Genomic DNA, 16,429 nt, shown 5'->3' with positions numbered 1-16,429 from the left:
GTGTAACGTAGAAGCTGACTTTTTATGATGGGAGAACAATCATGGCAAAGCAAACCGCTGGTCGTAATATCCTGGGCGAATTTGCCCCACAATTCGCGGCGCTGAACGACGACGTCCTCTTTGGCGAAGTGTGGTCTCGGGAGGCCGAGCTGTCGGCGAAAATGCGGTCGATCGTGACGATTAGCGCCCTCATCGGGAAGGGAATCGTCGACACGTCACTACAACACCATTTAGCTGCCGCCCGGGAAAACGGCGTTACCCGGGAAGAAATGGTGGAAATCCTCACCCAACTGGCGTTTTACGCCGGTTGGCCCAATGCGTGGGCTGCTTTCCGTATGGCCAAGGACGTGTATTTTGACGACAGTAGGATTGCTGCCGACGCCGATGCTGGTATGGTCGTCGGAGATCGCATAGTAGAAAGCGAGACCATTGGCAATGAGCAAGTAGGCCCCGGATCATATGGCGGTCTCTTCGGCCTTGGCGAGCTTAACGAAGCCTACGCCGAGTATTTCACCGGGAAATCCTACCTCAACAAGTTGTCGCATGATGGGGATCCCATCACTATTTTCAATGTCACTTTCGAACCAGGATGCCGCAATAATTGGCACATTCACCATGCGGAATCCGGTGGTGGACAGGTTCTCATCTGTATGGGTGGGCAAGGTTGGTATCAGGCGTGGGGCGAAGCGCCCCGCGCCCTGAAACCAGGGGATATCGTGGAGATTCCCGCCAACGTGAAGCATTGGCATGGGGCTGCTAGCGATTCGTGGTTTAGTCACCTTGCGTTCGAAATCCCAGGCACCGGCACCTCAACCGAATGGTGCGAACCCGTATCCGATGCGGACTATCTTGCACTCGATGAATCGGATGGCTAATCACCTCTATGCTTGCTAGCAATACGTTTCCCTCAAGATGGTATCAAGCTGGTTAATAACGACCGCTACCTCATCACGGGCATTGGTCACCTGCACCCCAACGCCACCAATCTGAAAGATGCGCATGAAGTGGTGGTCGCTACTGGCCGCCAAACCGATTGGGAAGCCGAATCGGTCCGTGAGGGCGTCGCAAAGCTGCCGGGCGTAGTCGATGACCTGGAGCGAGTCGACGCCTACCTGGGGAGATTTTGACACCTGGATTGTTTCGAAACGTTCGTGAGTGACCGCGTCGACAATAGCGTCGATGGCCTGCGGAATCGTGAGCGCAATCTGGGGCGGCATAGTGCCAAGGGGCGACAATGGTGCTGGCGTGGCGGGCGGAACCTCCGTCATAATAATTGCCCGCAATTCGTCGAGGGTGATGCCAGGTCGCGGCACCCCGGTCGCCTGAGGACCGTCATAGCCAGGTGTGACGGGGCACGAATCAAACCCCTCAACGTCGAAATGTTCCACCCCCGACAGCAAGTGACCGGGTGTCATGCCGGCGATCACATCGGTCACGTTCACGAGCCCTGCATCCAAATGCGTGCGGGGAATGAGCAGATTCATCCCGACCGCACCGGCATCAATACCAAGACCATCCCGTTCACCACTCACACATACTCCACCAAAACCGGAGGGGATCGCACCAATATTCCACAAGTAGGCTAGTCCAACCCGCCATTTCGGTGGGGTTAGCGCAATATCGGTCGGCAGGTGTTGCAGCATGCGGCCAATGGTGACCGCAAAAATATCCCACGTTGTGACCACCGGAAACCCCGGCCACCACCAACCATTTTTTGGTGCCGGGCCGAGCAATGCCGACCAGAGGTAAAGCGGCGGGCATAGGTCCGGCAGCCACTGATTTAACGACGAATACTCATAGGTATCCATGATGAGTTTACGGTCAAACGACCGTACCGTGAGCAAGTGCTGGCCGCCTCGCATGCCCACCCGCATTTCGATGATCCGGTCGCCGATAAGCCACCGAAACCGGATCCCCGGACCATACATCTCTATCGGTTTTCCCCCTAAAAACTTGGCGGTATCCAGAAGAAACGCATGGATGTCTTTCTCGGTCAGCAACTGGTCATGCAGGGCAAGCACGCGGTCGGCAAGGACTAATTCCGGAACCATATGTTCTCCAATAACGTCGGGGTCAATGCCATAAGATAGGTGGTACCTATTATAGGTTCGGGTGGGGGAGAACGGCCATGGGATATGCCATGAGACCAGAGGTGAACCGGAATGGCATTCGAAAGCGCTACCAGATGGGTAGTCTGGTACCTAAAGAATTTCCTCCAGAGAATCCAGTTGGTGATGGTCATGGCGAAAGGTTTGTTTCAGCGGGTTGCTGACGAAGCCCGTCCACCTGCAGTGTTGGGGCGGTATCCAGGGATGCGTGATTATTTTACTGAGGTACTTTTGGATGATTTGGTGGAGTCTGGTGCGTGGCTTGACCTGGAGTTAAAGATACCGTTTTTGGCTTTGTGGGTTAATGATAGGGATTTTGATAATCCTGATTGGGAGGACCCTATTATTGGTCTTACTCAGAAGAATGTGCGGAAATTCGCAGCAATGGACCCAGTAGTCGATTTAGAGTCGCTACGAGGAATGAAGGTATACGTTATTGAACCATATATACGATGATGAACTCACAGGGAAGCTCATTCAGCTGCTGGAAATAGGATTGAATCACTGTGGCGCATGATCGCTTTTGCGGATCGAGAAGCACAAGGTAGTCGATACGTTAGACAATGATCGCTAGCGTCGCGCGTCGACAAGCAAAAACAGAACGGAAACAACCAACATGAACATTATCCCCTACGAACCACCAATGCGTCAGGCCGCCCTCGACCTAGCGCTACGCGCCTGGGAGCCGGTGTTTCCGCAGCTCAAAGCCGCAGTGCCCGGTTTCGTTTATGGTGCGTTCTACCCGGAGGAATGGCAGAAACGGCAGCTGAGCGACCTGGGGAAGATCCTCGACAACGAACCACACACCGTGGATGTGGCAATGCTGCAAGGTCAGAACGGTTCGGAAACCCCGCAGCTAGCGGGCTGGGTCTGCACCCGAATCCACCCAGAAGACTCCATGGGTGAGGTGTATATTCTGGCCGTCGACCCACAATTTCAACGCCGCGGCATCGGCCACGCCCTCATGGACCACAGCCACGACCGGGCCCGGGCAGCCGGCATGACCATGATGATGGTCGAAACCGGCGGCGACCCGGGGCACGCACCCGCCCGACACACCTACGAAGCGGCAGGCTATCAGCGGTGGCCAGTCGCCCGCTATTTCAAAAACCTGCAATAGCCACGCACGATACCGCCCCTACGAAGCCTTATTATTTGGATCGTCGGGATTATACGCACACTCCGAAACCGTCGTATCGGTCTCCATGGTCAGCACTGACTCCAACCGATACGAGCGAGAATATTTCTTATCAATCCGCGCCAAAATCACATCATTACCGCTGTACCGTGGATCGTTAATCTGATCCCTAGCAAAATATGCTTCCTTGCTACCGGTCTCCCGATTGGACAGGTCGTTCGGGTTATCGCGCCCATAGGTTGTGCTCGTAACCGCATCCCGCGCCACCCGAATCTGCATGAACTCCTTACGCTCCTGATTCGGATAAATAGTAAAACTTGTCTCCCGGGAGTTCGTGATCGGCGGCTTGAACTTGATGAACACAAACGTGTCCCCCTGCACTGTGCGGGCCAAGCCCAGGAATTTCATCACCGGATAATCGGCTGAACCAGCCTCCGAAACCGGTTTTTTCTCCCCCTCCGGCAACCCATCCTTGCTGCGGTGCTGGAACGTGCACGCAGAATAATATTTGGGATCCTCAACAAGATCATCGTCTTCCTCCCCGCCGGCACTAGACTTCTTCGAACTTTTCGACGAGCCCCCCGCCGCACCGGCCGACACATCATCAGCCGAAGTCGTGGCGGTGGGAGCAGCAACCGTGGTCGAAGGAGACACACCCCCAGCGCCGGTGGTGAACTGCTGGGCAAACGGAATGGCACAACCACTCAAATAGGGGAGAAGCAGCAGCGTTGTCACTATCTTCCCGAATCGTCGCCGCGCCGGCCGCATCATAGTCTTACCCTTTCGCCGATTATGCCATTACTCCTTTTAGCTTAATTCAGCGAAAGTCCGGTAAAACTCCCGTAGCTAAAAACTTGCGCCCCCCAATCCCAGACGTGCGATCCTTGCAGCTCAGACCATGTTGCCCGACAACACCGCGGGGGTGGACGCCTGACAAATACCTGCCGCCTATTCGTCAGAGGTCGCAGGTTTCCCCTCGGCGTCATGCGCACCCTCGGGGGCTTTCGCCTTACGGCGAGGCGTGAAATGCAGCACTACCACAACGATCGTCCCTACGGCCAGGCCAATCACCAGCGAACACAGCGTTTCCACCAGCCATTCCACAAACCCGCCCAGGTGCGCCACGTGATGAGCCCACCCGTGCACCAACTCATAAGGGGCATACCACCCCAATTCATTAGCCCCCACCAGCAGAATATGGCCCCCCACCCACAACATGGCAAACATGCCAATGATAGAAATCGTGTGCAGCACCTTCGGCATGGCAGTCACCAACCCATGGCCCAACCTCTTTCGAAACGCGTTCTCCCCCGCGGACAGCTTCAACCCCACATCATCCATCTTCACCAACACCGCGACCGCGCCATACACCATGGCAGTCACCACAAAGGCCACCACGATCAGCACCACAAGCTGCATCCAAAAACTCTTGGTGGCCACCTCATTCAGCGAAATCACCATGATCTCTGCGGACAAAATTAAATCCGTGGTGATCGCACCCCGCACCAACGTATTCTCATCCTTCGCCGCGGCCTTTTCCTCCGCATCCTCATTATGACCAGAGAAAAACTCCCACACCTTCTCCGCACCCTCAAACGACAGGTACAGGCCGCCTAACATCAACAGCGGTGTGAGCGCCCACGGCGCCAAGGCATTCAATAACAAACAGATGGGCAAAATAATGGCGATCTTATTCACCACCGAGCCCTTGGCGATGCGGAAAATAATCGGCAACTCCCGCGCCGGCGTCACACCCGCCACAAACCGTGGGGTGACGGCCGTATCGTCGATCACCACACCGGCGGCCTTGGCCGACGTGCGGGCCGCGGCAGCAGCCACATCATCAACACTGGCAGAGGCGGCTTTGGCAATCAGGGCCACGTCGTCAAGCAATGCGGCAAGACCACTGGGCATAATGAAACCTCACTTACAGTAGAAATTATGAAGATTGTAGTATACGGTGCCGGGGCCGTCGGAACCTGGCTTGGTGTGCACCTGTCCCGAGCCGGCACCGATGTCACCTTTATCGCCCGAGGCGCCACATTTGATTGGCTCAGCCAATCACCCATGGAATTACGTGGCCCCGATGGTACCCTGCGCATCGACGCCCACGTCGCCCACACCATCCCCGACGACGCCGACCTCGTCATTTTCGCCACCAAAACCCTAGGCCCCGTAGACCTGCCTGAACTTCCCGCCACAACCACCATCCTGACCACGCAAAACTCCGTGGAAATGCCACACCTGGCCGTAGAAAAATACGGGCCCGAACACGTCATCCCGGGTGTCGTACGCAGCTTCCTCACCAGACTAGCCCCCGGAATTACCTGCCACGACGGTAATATTCAAACCCTCACCTTCGGCAGCCTCCACCCAGCTACCCGGGATCTTACCGCCCAACTCGCCGAAATCTTATCGAAAACCCCTATCACTCCGGCCATTCGGGACGATATCCTCGCCGACGTGTGGGCCAAGGCGCTCTTCGTCACCACCTTCGGCGCCCTCGGGGCCCTCATGAACCAACCCATCGGCGTGCTCCGCACCACCTACCGGGACAGCTTGCGTGCACTCATCACCGAGGCCGCCCACGTGGCTCAGGCCAACCAGGTGGCACTGCCCGCAACCATTGTGGCCGACACCATGGCGTTCATCGACATCCAGGACCCCGCCAGCACCAGCTCCATGCAACGCGACATTGTGGCCGGCAATCCCAACGAATTAGACGCCCAGGTGGGGGCCATCTGCCGCATGGCCGGCCGCGCCGGGGTGGTGGCACCGCTCCATCGGCTGGTGGTGGAGGCCATCGAGGCCCATCCGGTCGCTCACTAACCGGTCACGTATCGTTCGCATAGCGGTTCGGGTAGCGGCGGACACGAGGGCTCCGGCGGTGGTCAACTGGGCATGCCGAAAAACGAGCCACCCGGCGATCCACCCCCGATAAGGCTTGCATTACGCAGATTCGTTTTATATTCTGCTTAAAAATACACGAGTGTTCACCCCTGATGTAGGTGGGCTGAGATGACGCAAAACATGGTGCGTCGAATCGTTGAACCTGATCCGGGTCATACCGGCGCTAGGAAGAAAGAGATCATGAACATGGCCAATACCATCAGTTCCAATCCGGCCCGCCCACTGCTGGCGTGGCGAGTCATCGACATCATCATCGCCGCGGTGTTCGCGGTCGCCATCGGCCTTATTTTCTGGGTGTGGAACAGCGTGGGCTACGCCTGGTACACCGCCGCCAACGCCGTCACCCCCGGCCTGGGCGGCATCGCCACCGGCATGTGGCTCCTCGGGGGCGTCGTCGGTGGCCTGGTCATCCGCAAGCCCGGCGCCGCTATTTTCGTCGAGGTGGTGGCCGCCTGTGTTTCCGCCGGCATCGGCAACCAGTGGGGCATTGAAACCGTGTACTCCGGCCTGGCCCAAGGCTTGGGCGCGGAGCTTATTTTCGCGGTTTTCGTCTACCGGAAATTCGGGCTCGTCACCTCGGTGCTGGCCGGCATGGGGTCCGCCGTGGGGGCGTTCGTGCTGGAACTGTTTATCTCCGGCAACGCCGCGAAGGGCATGGCATACAACACCATGTACCTGGGTTCCCTACTGGTGTCCGGCGCGGTTTTAGCTGGTGGGGTGGGGTATTTCCTAGTGATTTCCCTGGCCCGCACCGGGGCGCTGGACCGGTTTGCGGTCGGCCGGGAACGACGCGCCGTGGTGGACGCCTAACCCGCGTGGGGTTGGGTGTGAGGTAACACCATGGCAATCATTACTGCGCGAGGCTTTGGGTACCGGCATGCCAGTCGGAAGAACCCCGCCTTTTCCGACCTGGATTTTACCGTGGACCGGGGCGAAAAACTGCTGCTTTTAGGGGCGTCGGGTTCCGGCAAGTCAACGCTCTTGGCAGCCATCGCCGGGGTGCTTGGCAGTGACGACGGCGATTTCTCTGGGGAACTCACCGTGTCGGGTGTGGTGGGCATGGTGTTGCAGGACCCGGATTCGCAGGTGATTGCTTCCCGGGTCGGCGATGACGTGGCGTTTGGCTGCGAAAACCTGGGGGTTTCCCGGGAAGAAACATGGCGCCGGGTGCGCCGTGGTCTGGAGCTGGTGGGGTTGGATCTGCCGTTGGATCATCCGACCGCGGAATTATCCGGGGGCCAGAAGCAGCGGTTAGCGCTTGCCGGCGTGTTGGCGATGGGGGCGGACATCATTGTGCTGGATGAGCCGACTGCGAACCTGGATCCTGCCGGGGTGCAGGAGGTGGTGCGTGCCGTCACCCGGGTGGCCGCGGAGACCGGTGCGACCGTGATCATTGTTGAGCACCGGGTTGCTACCTGGCAGGGGGTGGTTGATCGGTGCATGGTGTTGGGGGAACGCCAATTGCTTGTCGACGCCCCTATCGGCCGGATCATTGCCGACTACGGTGACAGTCTCGCCCGCGCGGGCATCTGGATGCCCGGGCACGATCCGGTGTTCGAGCCTGGTGGGCACGCGGCAGGCTCTGGGGAAAGTGCCATTGAACTGCACGATGTTGTGACCGGGTGGCGGCAGCCGCTGCCGGGAATGGTGCCGATTACCTGGTCGATTTCCCGGGGGGCGTCGACGGTGATTACCGGCCCGAACGGGGTGGGGAAGTCGACGCTGCTGCTCAGCATGTGCGGGTTGCTGCCCACTCACGCCGGCACGGTTGGGGTGCACCCCGACATTGCCGCCGGGTTGGGCGGGGACCCCTATAAGTGGAGGTCCCGGGATCTGGCCCGGCGCATGGGGTATGTGTTTCAGGATCCCGAACATCAGTTTGTGGCCCGCACGGTGCTGGAGGAGCTTTTGGTGTCCACCAAGGTGTTGGGGCTGCCGGAGGGCACGGTTCGACAGCGGGCCGGGGAGATTCTGGCCCAATTGCGGTTGGAACAGTTGGCGGAGGCGAATCCGTTTAGCCTGTCTGGTGGCCAAAAACGTCGCCTGAGCGTGGCCACAACGCTTATTAATACGCCGCGGGTGGTGTTTCTCGACGAGCCCACTTTCGGCCAGGATCGCACCACGTTTATTGAATTGGTGCAGTTGTTGCGGGGACTCACCGATGACGGGGTGACCGTGGTGTCGGTCACCCACGATGAGTTATTTTACCATGCCATGGCCGACCACACCCGAGCCATGACCAGGACTGTTTCCGGGGGTGAGCATGAATCTTCAGGCTGTTAACCCGGTTGCCCGGGTCATTGCGCTCTTGGTGTTTACGACCCCGCTGTTGGTGAGTATCGACCTGGTGTCCGCCCTGGTTTCGCTCGCGTGCACGATCATCGGCGCCCCAATTCTGGGGGTGAGCTACCGGGTGCTGTTCCGCCGTGGCCTGCCGATTGTGCTGATAGCACCGGTGTCGGGTATTTCCATGGCGTTGTATGGCCGGCCCGAGGGCCGGGAATATTTCTCGGTTGCCTTCGCACACGTGACCGATAATTCGTTGGGGTTGGCTGCTGCCATCATGGTGCGGGTTTTGGCCGTGGGCCTGCCCGTCATTGTGCTGCTCGGCACCATCGACCCCACCGAGCTGGGGGATGGGCTCAGCCAGATCCTCAAGTTTCCACCCAGGTTTGTCATTGGGACGGTGGCCGGCGCCCGGCTTGTGAGCTTGTTTCAGCGCGACTGGGAGGCGATGCGGCGGGCCCGCCGGGTGCGGGGGCTTGACGGGCATAATCGGGTTCGGCGGGCCTTGACCATGACGTTTGGCCTGCTGGTTTTGGCCCTGCGCCGGGGCACGAAGCTGGCCACCGCCATGGAGGCCCGGGGTTTCGGGAAGGATGTGTCCCGCACGTGGGCGCGGGAATCCCGGTGGGGGCGGGCGGAAACCCTGCTGGTGGTGGCGTGCGCTGTCGCCGGGGCCATGTCCATCATCATTGCGGTGTGGTGCGGCTCGTTCCGGTTCCTGGGGGCCTGAAACACCATGATTGTGCTGGTCGATGGCCCCTCCGGCTCCGGTAAAACCACCCTGGCCACTCGCCTGGGGATCCTGCTGTGGCTGCCCGTGATTCATATGGATGATTTTTATCCCGGCTGGTCTGGGCTTGCCGCGGGGTCCGACATCATTGCCGCCAGCGTGCTCAAAACCACCGATCCCGGCTACTACCGGTGGGATTGGGCGAATGATCGGGCAGGGGAGTGGGTGCCGGTCCCGCCGGGTGCGAAGATCATCGAGGGCGCGGGCGCGGTCACCGCTGAAACGCTGCGGGCCGCGTCGATAAGCGATCACCAGGTGGCGGCGATCATGCTCACCGGCGAAGCCACAACCCGCTACCGGCGGGCTATGCGGCGCGACCCCTATTATGAACCCTACTGGGAAATGTGGGCTGAGCAGGAAAAACGCCACTATGCTGTGCAGTCTCAGGGTCTGGGTGACCTCGTCCCCACGCTATGGATTGACACCACTGGGTTGGATGCCGGGCAGGTTGTGCGCCGCGCCTACGACTTCATCACATACTATGTGGAGTAACGCGTTACGTTGCTGGAGGTCAATGCGTCATGCCGATACATCATCAGATCCGCACTGTGGCGACCATCCTTGCCACCATTACCATTGCCGCCCTAGTGCTCACGGGCTGTAATACGGCGGTGCGCCGAAACGGCGAAGACGAGGTTTCCCGCAAGCTCATCACCGTGTGGGGTGCTGAGCCACAAAACCCACTCCTGCCAGCCGACACCAATGAAACCGGCGGCACGAAAGTCATCACCGCCTTGTTCGCCGGCCTGGTGTATTACGACGCCGACGGCAAAACCCATAATGATGTGGCCAAATCCATTGACTTCGACGGCGACCGCACCTACACGGTGACGCTGCGGAAAACCAGATTCGCCGACGGTACTGAGGTGAAGGCCCATAATTTTGTGAAAGCCTGGAATTATGCGGTTACCCATGAACAGTCCCTGAGTAATTATTTCAAACCGATCAAAGGGTATACCGCGGACGGCAGTGGCTCGCTCACCGGAGTAAAAATCGTCAACGACACCACCTTCACCATTGAACTGGCCGAACCCTTGGCAGATTTCCCCGACCGGCTGGGACATGTTGCGTTTTACCCACTGCCCGATGTGGCGTTCGAGAACATGGCAGCCTTCGGCGAACACCCCGTCGGCAATGGGCCCTACACGCTGGCGGATTGGACACACGATAAAGAAATCCGGGTGTTGACCAACGACCATTACGATGGACCCCGGAAAAGCCGAAATGATGGGCTGCGGTTCATGATTTACCCCACAGCCGAGCAGGCATACCAGGATCTTCTGACCAACAAATTAGATATTTTAGAAACCATGCCGCCGAACGCCTTTTCGACGTTCGAAGCCGTCCTGGGGGATCGGGCGATTAACCAACCCACCGCCGTCAACCAATTCATCACCATCCCCCAAAAGCTGGAATATTTCAGCGGGGAAGAGGGAAACCTGCGCCGCCAAGCAATCTCCATGGCCATCAACCGGAAAGCAATCACCACCACCATTTACAACAACGTGTACACCCCGGCGGTCGATTTCACCGCCCCCATCGTCAAGGGATATTCCGCTAGCATCCCCGGACACCAGGTGCTGCGCTACAATCCCACCAAAGCCAAGGAACTCTGGGACCAGGCGAATGCTATTTCCCCCTACATTGGCGAATTCGCCATCGCCTATAACGCCGACAGTGGGCACCGAGCCTGGGTGGATGCCGTGGTTGAACAACTCAAAGACAACCTGGGCATCGATGCGGTCGGGAAACCCTATCCTAACTACAAGGCCCTACGGAATGACATCACCCGCCACACCATTGGCTGCTCGTTTCGCGCCGGCTGGCAGGCCGACTACCCCCTCATCAGTAACTTCCTGGTCACCTCATTCGCCACTGGTGGCAGCGCCAATAATGGCGACTACACCTCGGAAGAGTTTGACAACCTTGTGGCCGCCGGTGACAAAGCAAAAACCTCCGCGGCCGCGATCAGCTACTACCATCAGGCCGAGGAGGTATTATTTCGGGACTTACCGTCCATCCCATTGTGGAATAATAACGCCGTGGGTGGGTACTCCACCCAGGTGTCACAGGTGAAATTCGGGTGGGATTCCACCCCACTGTATTACCGAATCATCAAAAACTAGCTGGACATGGGGATGGGGATAGACCGCAGATCCAGGCCATAATTCAGCACCGACTCCAACACTGAGCTGCCGGTCACCGGGATCCGCGGTTGTGGCACTACCGTCGGATACTTCGCAGCATCCACATCATCACTGGGCTGATCCGTCACCTGCGGCTGGGGGATGCCTGCATGTCGGGAAATCCACTCCACATTTTCCGTCACCGGCACGTGGAACGCCACCGTCCCCGGGCCGGCGGCTGCGGACTGCACACCAGCCAGCTTCCCTTGGTCGTCGAAAAGCGGGCCGCCGGAATCACCCAATTGGATTCGCCCCCGCTCAATCTGGGACTCGATCACCGTCACCCCAGCCAGCGGATCGGGCAGATTATGCACCCGCCGCTGCACCACCGCGTCGGCCATGAGCGCACCCGTGAGCTCGTCACCGCCCCAACCCGCAACAGTTGCCCGCTCCTGCGGCTGCAAATGCGAGGTTGCTAATGGCGTGGGGGTGGCGCTTGTCGGACGATCCAGGCGAATCAACGCCAAATCGTTCTTGGGGTGTAACACCGCCTCTTTGGGGTAATAATTTTCCTTCTTAATGAAGATCGCGGAATTCCCCTGGTGAACACAGTGCTTTGCGGTCACCACCCATTCGGGAGCGATAACCGTGCCGGAGCATTGCGACCCACCCAAAATAAGCAATGCCAGGCTGTCGGCATTATTCACGCGGCCGCCAGCGATAGCACCCGCCGGCGGTGCCACTATGGTTGAGGAAGCTATCGCAATCGCTGCGGCAACCGCAGCCTTTTTCATCCAGTTCAACATGGGGTTATAAGACCTCCGCGATCTTTGTTATGGGGCGGGCTATGACCACGCCACTATCAGTTTCAATAATGGGACGTTGGATAAGTATTGGGTGCTGAGCCATGGCGGCACATAAGTCATCGTCGCTCATGGTCTCGTCTAATGCTAATTTGCGGTACCAGGCTTCGCCAGTGCGAATCAGATCGTGTGCCCCCATACCACCCCGCCGGATGAGCTCAGCAAGTTTGCTTTTGCTTGGTGGGGTGTCGAGATAATTCACCACAATCACCTCACGATCCGGTGCATGCTCAGCCAAATACGCCAATGCGGCGCGGGACTTGGAACAATCCGCATTATGGTAAATCGTAACAGTAGAACCCATACCTATAACATTCTCTAAAAATTCTGGACATGAACTTTCTCGTCACGCTGAATCGGCGAGACAAACAAATAACAGCGCCACACGGCGGAGACATGACCGGTGACGCTGTTATAAACACACAAGGCGGATGAAGTTATGGAACCGGCACCAAAGTAACGTTCTTCGCCCAATCAATGGTGATGCCCTGTGACTTCAACCACTGGGCTGGGCTATCGTTGTGGCGAGTAATTCCTTCCACCGCAGCCAATGTCACCTCAATGGCGCGCTCTGCGTCTTCGGCCGAAATCAACCCTGCTGATGTGGCAGCGGCAAGCTCATCAATGTCGACAACCTCCACACCATTCCCGTTATTCCAAATCAAATCTACATACAGGTCCCGGGTAGTCCACACGTCATTTTCCACGGAAATCTCCACCACATCAATGTAGATATCTTCCCGCTCGGTCACCCCATCACGGTAGTGAAAAATATTAGCGCGTAGTCCTAGTTCTGGCAGAAGCCAGCTCTCTAGATAACCAAAATTCGGGTGGTCGGCACCACGCGCCATGTATAACCCGAATTCGGTTTCCCGATAGGTATCTACCCGGCGCAGGAAGCCTTTGGGGTCAATATTCGTATTGGCCTTCAGGTTAAAGGTTTCTTCCTTCACTGGATGTAGATTTGTCATTAGTTCACCTCAAAGAAAGCGGCCGTTGGAATAAACGAGCAGTGGGCATTACTTTCTTTCTCTATCGTGTCGATTGACCCATCCATTACAGCAATGACATTTCCCTTCCCAGTGGGGGCATTGCCACTCACAGTAGCTGGGCCTTCGGGATTAATACCATTACCCCCGAGGGGTGCAACACCACTCTTGAAAGTATTGAGATTGAACCAATACACCTTCATGTCGGTCTTATTGAGCTTGCCGGTTCCCAGGGCGGTAAACAGGAAGGCGGTTTCCCCTTCCTTGGCGCCCGGTACGGGGATGACGGTGGGCCCGGGTACGGCAATGCCCGAACCAATGGCATCGGACTGGGCATTAATGCACTTCGAAGCAATCGACGGCCAATAGAACTGTTTGAACCTGGGGGCGGCGCCTTCCGGCAGCTTGATTTCCGACTTGCCGCCGCCTTCCCAGAACATTATGCCGGCGAGAATGGCGCCACGGATCTGATCCGGCATTGGGGTGGAGTTAGCAAAGTTACGGGCCTGGTCGAGAATCTCTTTCTTTGGTCGGCCGAGATTGTCTACGGGCATGAAATCCTTGGGGCCGGCCATGAGCGAAATCGGCATTGCCGGTAGGGGATTGCCGGCACCAATGGCCATGGCCGCGGTTAGGGCAATCTTGGTTTCTTCTTCTTTCTTTTTAGCCAATTCTTGGGGGGTTTCCGCGGAGGCCGCGGTGGCTCCGCTCACAGTCAGGGTAATTGCGGTGAGCGCACCAACAAGTGCGCGCCGGGCGCGGCGAGAAAGCGCTGGTAGCACAGTGGCAACCTTTCACGTTGAGGGGTGTGGTGGTTTGGATTGATAAAACGTTGAATAACGAGTGCTAAAGGCGCATTGTGACCTTTCGTACACCAAGGGAGTGTACTCGTTGAGAAAGGTTTTAAGAAGGAAAACCATAAATCACTCCAATCACAATTGCATCATTAGTCACTTGCGTTTCAGTAATCACAGTAATATTAGCTGACAGAAAGTCAAGACCGGGTTAGAGAAAAATCAGCATTACACTGCTGTAATTCAAGCAAAATCACAGGTAAAACCCGAAAATGAGAGCGATGAAAGATCTTGCTGAAGAGAGGTTGGTAAAAAGCTAAAAAATGCAGGTAAAAAGCTAAATATCAGATGTGCAGCTTCTTGGTGAGATCTGGGGCGACATTGCGGAAAGACGTGTTTAACACCTCACCCATAAGTGTCGAATGTGCGCTACCCCCATGTGGTGGAGTAAGGTTGTTTCGTTTTCATTTTCTTCCCCCTAGGAGCACTCGTTGTCTCATCCAGAGTTTCGTAATGTCGCCATCGTCGCGCACGTCGACCATGGTAAAACCACCCTCGTGAACGCCATGCTGGAACAGTCCGGCGTCTTTGGTGACCACGGGGAAGTTGCTGATCGCGTCATGGACTCCGGTGATCTAGAGAAAGAAAAAGGCATTACGATCCTCGCAAAAAACACCGCCATTCGCCGCAAGGGGCTAGGCAAGGACGGCAATGACCTCATTATTAACGTCATTGACACTCCTGGCCACGCCGATTTTGGTGGCGAAGTTGAACGCGGGCTCTCCATGGTCGACGGCGTGGTATTGCTTGTCGACGCCTCCGAGGGGCCATTGCCACAAACCCGGTTCGTGTTGGGCAAGGCCCTGGCTGCCAAAATGCCCGTCATTATCGTGGTGAATAAGACCGACCGCCCCGACGCCCGCATCGACGAGGTGGTGGAGGAATCCCAAGACCTCCTCCTCGAATTGGCTTCCGCGCTGGACGACCCCGAGGCCGCGGCCGCCGCCGAAACCCTCCTCGACCTGCCGGTTCTTTACGCCTCCGGCCGGGAAGGCAAGGCGTCCACCGAAAATCCGGGCAATGGCAACGTTCCTGACGCCGCCGATCTTCAGGCGCTTTTCGACGTCATCCACGAGGTACTGCCCGAGCCGTCCGCCACCATCGACGCCCCCCTCCAGGCGCATGTCACCAACCTGGACTCTTCTTCCTTTCTGGGACGCATCGCCCTGGTGCGTATCCACGCCGGCACCCTGAAAAAAGGCCAACAGGTTGCGTGGATTCACTACGACGACGAGGGCAACCAGCACATTAAAAACGTGAAGATTGCCGAACTGCTTCGCACTGTTGGCGTGGACCGGGAATCCACCTCCGAAGCTATGGTCGCTGGCGACATTGCGGCGATCTCCGGCATCGACAACATCATGATCGGCGACACTCTCGCCGATGTGGAAAACCCCGTTGCCCTGCCGCGCATCACCGTGGACGAGCCGGCCATCTCCATGACCATCGGCGTGAACACCTCCCCCCTGGCCGGCAAGGGGGGCGGCGATAAGCTCACCGCCCGCGTGGTCAAGGCGCGCCTCGACCAGGAACTCATCGGTAACGTATCCATCCGGGTGCTGCCCACCGAGCGGCCCGATGCGTGGGAAGTGCAAGGACGTGGCGAGATGGCCCTGTCCGTTCTGGTGGAAACCATGCGTCGGGAGGGATTCGAATTGACCGTCGGCAAGCCCCAGGTGGTGACTCACACGGTGGACGGCCACGTGTATGAGCCCTTCGACCACATGGTCATCGACACCCCCGCCGAACACCAGGGTGCCGTCACCCAACTCATGGCCAACCGCAAGGGCATCATGACCTCCATGACCAACCTGTCCGGCGATTGGGTGCGCATGGAATTCGACGTTCCCGCTCGCGGTCTCATCGGGTTCCGCACCACCTTCCTTACCGAAACCCGCGGCTCCGGCATTGCGAACTCCTATTCGATTGAATCTCGCCCCTGGGCCGGTGAGATCAAGGATCGTGCCTCGGGGTCGCTCGTGGCCGACCGGTCCGGCCAGGTCACGGCCTATGCCCTCCAGCAGCTCGCCGACCGGGGAAATTTCTTTGTCGAGCCGGGCATGGAAGTGTACGAGGGCATGGTTGTTGGTGCCAATAACCGTGATGAAGACATGGACATCAATATCACCAAGGAAAAGAAGCTGACGAACATGCGTTCGGCTACCGCGGACGCGACTGTCACCCTCGCCAAGGCACATGTGTTGTCTCTGGACGAGGCCATGGAATTCTGCGGCCAGGACGAATGCGTGGAAGTCACCCCCAACTCGCTGCGGGTGCGGAAGGTTCTGCTGAACGCCACCGATCGGGCCCGGGCTCGTTCCAAAGAAAAGGCCCGCAATAAATAACCCGTGGGGTAGGGAAGTAC

17 protein-coding genes and 1 riboswitch are annotated in these 16,429 nt (G+C 57.9%); of the genes, 10 read left to right on the top strand and 7 right to left on the bottom strand.

What is annotated here, in order from left to right; genetic code table 11:
- Positions 1 to 41: 41 nt before the first annotated feature.
- On the top strand, positions 42 to 875 hold the full coding sequence (locus HBA49_RS07765) for a carboxymuconolactone decarboxylase family protein (RefSeq protein WP_005527036.1): 834 nt from the start codon (positions 42 to 44) through the stop codon (positions 873 to 875).
- A 15-nt stretch (positions 876 to 890) separates the two neighbouring features.
- Here HBA49_RS07765 and HBA49_RS07760 read toward each other — a convergent pair whose 3' ends face one another.
- Positions 891 to 2,051 carry a hypothetical protein gene (locus HBA49_RS07760; protein WP_005527506.1) on the bottom strand — a complete coding sequence of 387 codons (1,161 nt, stop codon included), beginning with the start codon at positions 2,049 to 2,051 and terminating at the stop codon, positions 891 to 893.
- Positions 2,052 to 2,240: 189 nt separating this feature from the next.
- Here HBA49_RS07760 and HBA49_RS07755 point away from each other — a divergent pair, with 189 nt between their 5' ends.
- A complete protein-coding gene (locus tag HBA49_RS07755; RefSeq protein WP_040432343.1) occupies positions 2,241 to 2,564 on the top strand; it encodes a hypothetical protein in 324 nt (107 codons plus the stop codon).
- 160 nt (positions 2,565 to 2,724) lie between these two features.
- Positions 2,725 to 3,228 carry a GNAT family N-acetyltransferase gene (locus HBA49_RS07750; RefSeq protein ID WP_005527017.1) on the top strand — a complete coding sequence of 168 codons (504 nt, stop codon included), beginning with the start codon at positions 2,725 to 2,727 and terminating at the stop codon, positions 3,226 to 3,228.
- Positions 3,229 to 3,246: 18 nt separating this feature from the next.
- Here HBA49_RS07750 and HBA49_RS07745 read toward each other — a convergent pair whose 3' ends face one another.
- Positions 3,247 to 4,017 carry a hypothetical protein gene (locus HBA49_RS07745; RefSeq protein ID WP_005527187.1) on the bottom strand — a complete coding sequence of 257 codons (771 nt, stop codon included), beginning with the start codon at positions 4,015 to 4,017 and terminating at the stop codon, positions 3,247 to 3,249.
- 177 nt (positions 4,018 to 4,194) lie between these two features.
- Positions 4,195 to 5,160: a DUF808 domain-containing protein gene (locus HBA49_RS07740; protein WP_005527048.1), complete on the bottom strand. Its 966-nt coding sequence runs from the start codon at positions 5,158 to 5,160 to the stop codon at positions 4,195 to 4,197.
- A gap of 27 nt (positions 5,161 to 5,187) precedes the next feature.
- Between HBA49_RS07740 and HBA49_RS07735 the strand changes: the two genes are divergently transcribed.
- From HBA49_RS07735 to HBA49_RS07710, 6 genes are all read left to right on the top strand, one after another.
- On the top strand, positions 5,188 to 6,075 hold the full coding sequence (locus HBA49_RS07735; RefSeq protein ID WP_005527362.1) for a 2-dehydropantoate 2-reductase: 888 nt from the start codon (positions 5,188 to 5,190) through the stop codon (positions 6,073 to 6,075).
- A 146-nt stretch (positions 6,076 to 6,221) separates the two neighbouring features.
- Positions 6,222 to 6,343, top strand: a riboswitch (TPP riboswitch).
- The gene (locus HBA49_RS07730; protein ID WP_040432341.1) at positions 6,343 to 6,966 is read left to right on the top strand and encodes an ECF transporter S component; all 624 of its coding nucleotides are present in this window, start codon (positions 6,343 to 6,345) and stop codon (positions 6,964 to 6,966) included. (Overlaps the previous riboswitch by 1 nt.)
- A gap of 30 nt (positions 6,967 to 6,996) precedes the next feature.
- Positions 6,997 to 8,439 carry an ABC transporter ATP-binding protein gene (locus HBA49_RS07725; protein WP_005527411.1) on the top strand — a complete coding sequence of 481 codons (1,443 nt, stop codon included), beginning with the start codon at positions 6,997 to 6,999 and terminating at the stop codon, positions 8,437 to 8,439.
- Entirely contained in the window at positions 8,420 to 9,172 is a 753-nt protein-coding gene (locus HBA49_RS07720; RefSeq protein ID WP_005527242.1) for an energy-coupling factor transporter transmembrane component T family protein, read from the top strand. The genes HBA49_RS07725 and HBA49_RS07720 overlap by 20 nt, the downstream gene beginning before the upstream one ends.
- Before the next feature lie 6 nt (positions 9,173 to 9,178).
- A complete protein-coding gene (locus tag HBA49_RS07715; protein ID WP_005527280.1) occupies positions 9,179 to 9,724 on the top strand; it encodes a nucleoside/nucleotide kinase family protein in 546 nt (181 codons plus the stop codon).
- A 29-nt stretch (positions 9,725 to 9,753) separates the two neighbouring features.
- Entirely contained in the window at positions 9,754 to 11,358 is a 1,605-nt protein-coding gene (locus HBA49_RS07710) for a peptide ABC transporter substrate-binding protein (RefSeq protein ID WP_005527353.1), read from the top strand.
- Here the strand turns inward: HBA49_RS07710 and HBA49_RS07705 are convergent.
- The 4 genes from HBA49_RS07705 to HBA49_RS07690 all read right to left on the bottom strand — a co-directional run bounded on the left by HBA49_RS07705 (position 11,355) and on the right by HBA49_RS07690 (position 13,992).
- Positions 11,355 to 12,164: a trypsin-like serine protease gene (locus tag HBA49_RS07705; protein ID WP_005523454.1), complete on the bottom strand. Its 810-nt coding sequence runs from the start codon at positions 12,162 to 12,164 to the stop codon at positions 11,355 to 11,357. The two genes, HBA49_RS07710 and HBA49_RS07705, sit on opposite strands and share 4 nt — an antisense overlap.
- A gap of 4 nt (positions 12,165 to 12,168) precedes the next feature.
- Complete coding sequence (gene arsC, locus HBA49_RS07700) at positions 12,169 to 12,525, bottom strand: arsenate reductase (glutaredoxin) (protein WP_005523452.1); 357 nt, start codon at positions 12,523 to 12,525, stop codon at positions 12,169 to 12,171.
- Between the two features lie 133 nt (positions 12,526 to 12,658).
- Positions 12,659 to 13,192, bottom strand: coding sequence for a ribonuclease FAU-1 family protein (locus HBA49_RS07695; RefSeq protein ID WP_005523449.1), 534 nt, complete (start codon positions 13,190 to 13,192; stop codon positions 12,659 to 12,661).
- Positions 13,192 to 13,992: an Rv1157c family protein gene (locus HBA49_RS07690; protein WP_005527090.1), complete on the bottom strand. Its 801-nt coding sequence runs from the start codon at positions 13,990 to 13,992 to the stop codon at positions 13,192 to 13,194. Before HBA49_RS07690 ends, HBA49_RS07695 begins: the two co-directional genes overlap by 1 nt.
- A 503-nt stretch (positions 13,993 to 14,495) precedes the next feature.
- Between HBA49_RS07690 and typA the strand changes: the two genes are divergently transcribed.
- On the top strand, positions 14,496 to 16,409 hold the full coding sequence (typA, locus tag HBA49_RS07685; protein WP_005523428.1) for a translational GTPase TypA: 1,914 nt from the start codon (positions 14,496 to 14,498) through the stop codon (positions 16,407 to 16,409).
- Positions 16,410 to 16,429 lie beyond the last annotated feature (20 nt).

This window comes from Corynebacterium matruchotii (assembly GCF_011612265.2).
Taxonomy (GTDB): Bacteria; Actinomycetota; Actinomycetes; order Mycobacteriales; family Mycobacteriaceae; genus Corynebacterium; species Corynebacterium matruchotii.
The sequence above is the reverse complement of the archived record's forward strand: the minus strand, read 5'-3'. Positions and strand labels throughout refer to the sequence as shown.

Bases quoted from the DNA above. Each gene is read 5' to 3' on its own strand.
- HBA49_RS07710 (WP_005527353.1), top strand. From the start codon at position 9,754: ATGCCGATACATCATCAGATCCGCACTGTGGCGACCATCCTTGCCACC.
- HBA49_RS07765 (WP_005527036.1), top strand. From the start codon at position 42: ATGGCAAAGCAAACCGCTGGTCGTAATATCCTGGGCGAATTTGCCCCA.
- HBA49_RS07695 (WP_005523449.1), bottom strand. From the start codon at position 13,192: ATGACAAATCTACATCCAGTGAAGGAAGAAACCTTTAACCTGAAGGCC.
- HBA49_RS07760 (WP_005527506.1), bottom strand. From the start codon at position 2,051: ATGGTTCCGGAATTAGTCCTTGCCGACCGCGTGCTTGCCCTGCATGAC.
- HBA49_RS07715 (WP_005527280.1), top strand. From the start codon at position 9,179: ATGATTGTGCTGGTCGATGGCCCCTCCGGCTCCGGTAAAACCACCCTG.
- HBA49_RS07735 (WP_005527362.1), top strand. From the start codon at position 5,188: ATGAAGATTGTAGTATACGGTGCCGGGGCCGTCGGAACCTGGCTTGGT.
- HBA49_RS07740 (WP_005527048.1), bottom strand. From the start codon at position 5,160: ATGCCCAGTGGTCTTGCCGCATTGCTTGACGACGTGGCCCTGATTGCC.
- HBA49_RS07730 (WP_040432341.1), top strand. From the start codon at position 6,343: ATGGCCAATACCATCAGTTCCAATCCGGCCCGCCCACTGCTGGCGTGG.
- HBA49_RS07720 (WP_005527242.1), top strand. From the start codon at position 8,420: ATGAATCTTCAGGCTGTTAACCCGGTTGCCCGGGTCATTGCGCTCTTG.
- HBA49_RS07755 (WP_040432343.1), top strand. From the start codon at position 2,241: ATGGCGAAAGGTTTGTTTCAGCGGGTTGCTGACGAAGCCCGTCCACCT.
- HBA49_RS07745 (WP_005527187.1), bottom strand. From the start codon at position 4,017: ATGATGCGGCCGGCGCGGCGACGATTCGGGAAGATAGTGACAACGCTG.
- HBA49_RS07705 (WP_005523454.1), bottom strand. From the start codon at position 12,164: ATGTTGAACTGGATGAAAAAGGCTGCGGTTGCCGCAGCGATTGCGATA.
- arsC (WP_005523452.1), bottom strand. From the start codon at position 12,525: ATGGGTTCTACTGTTACGATTTACCATAATGCGGATTGTTCCAAGTCC.
- HBA49_RS07750 (WP_005527017.1), top strand. From the start codon at position 2,725: ATGAACATTATCCCCTACGAACCACCAATGCGTCAGGCCGCCCTCGAC.
- HBA49_RS07725 (WP_005527411.1), top strand. From the start codon at position 6,997: ATGGCAATCATTACTGCGCGAGGCTTTGGGTACCGGCATGCCAGTCGG.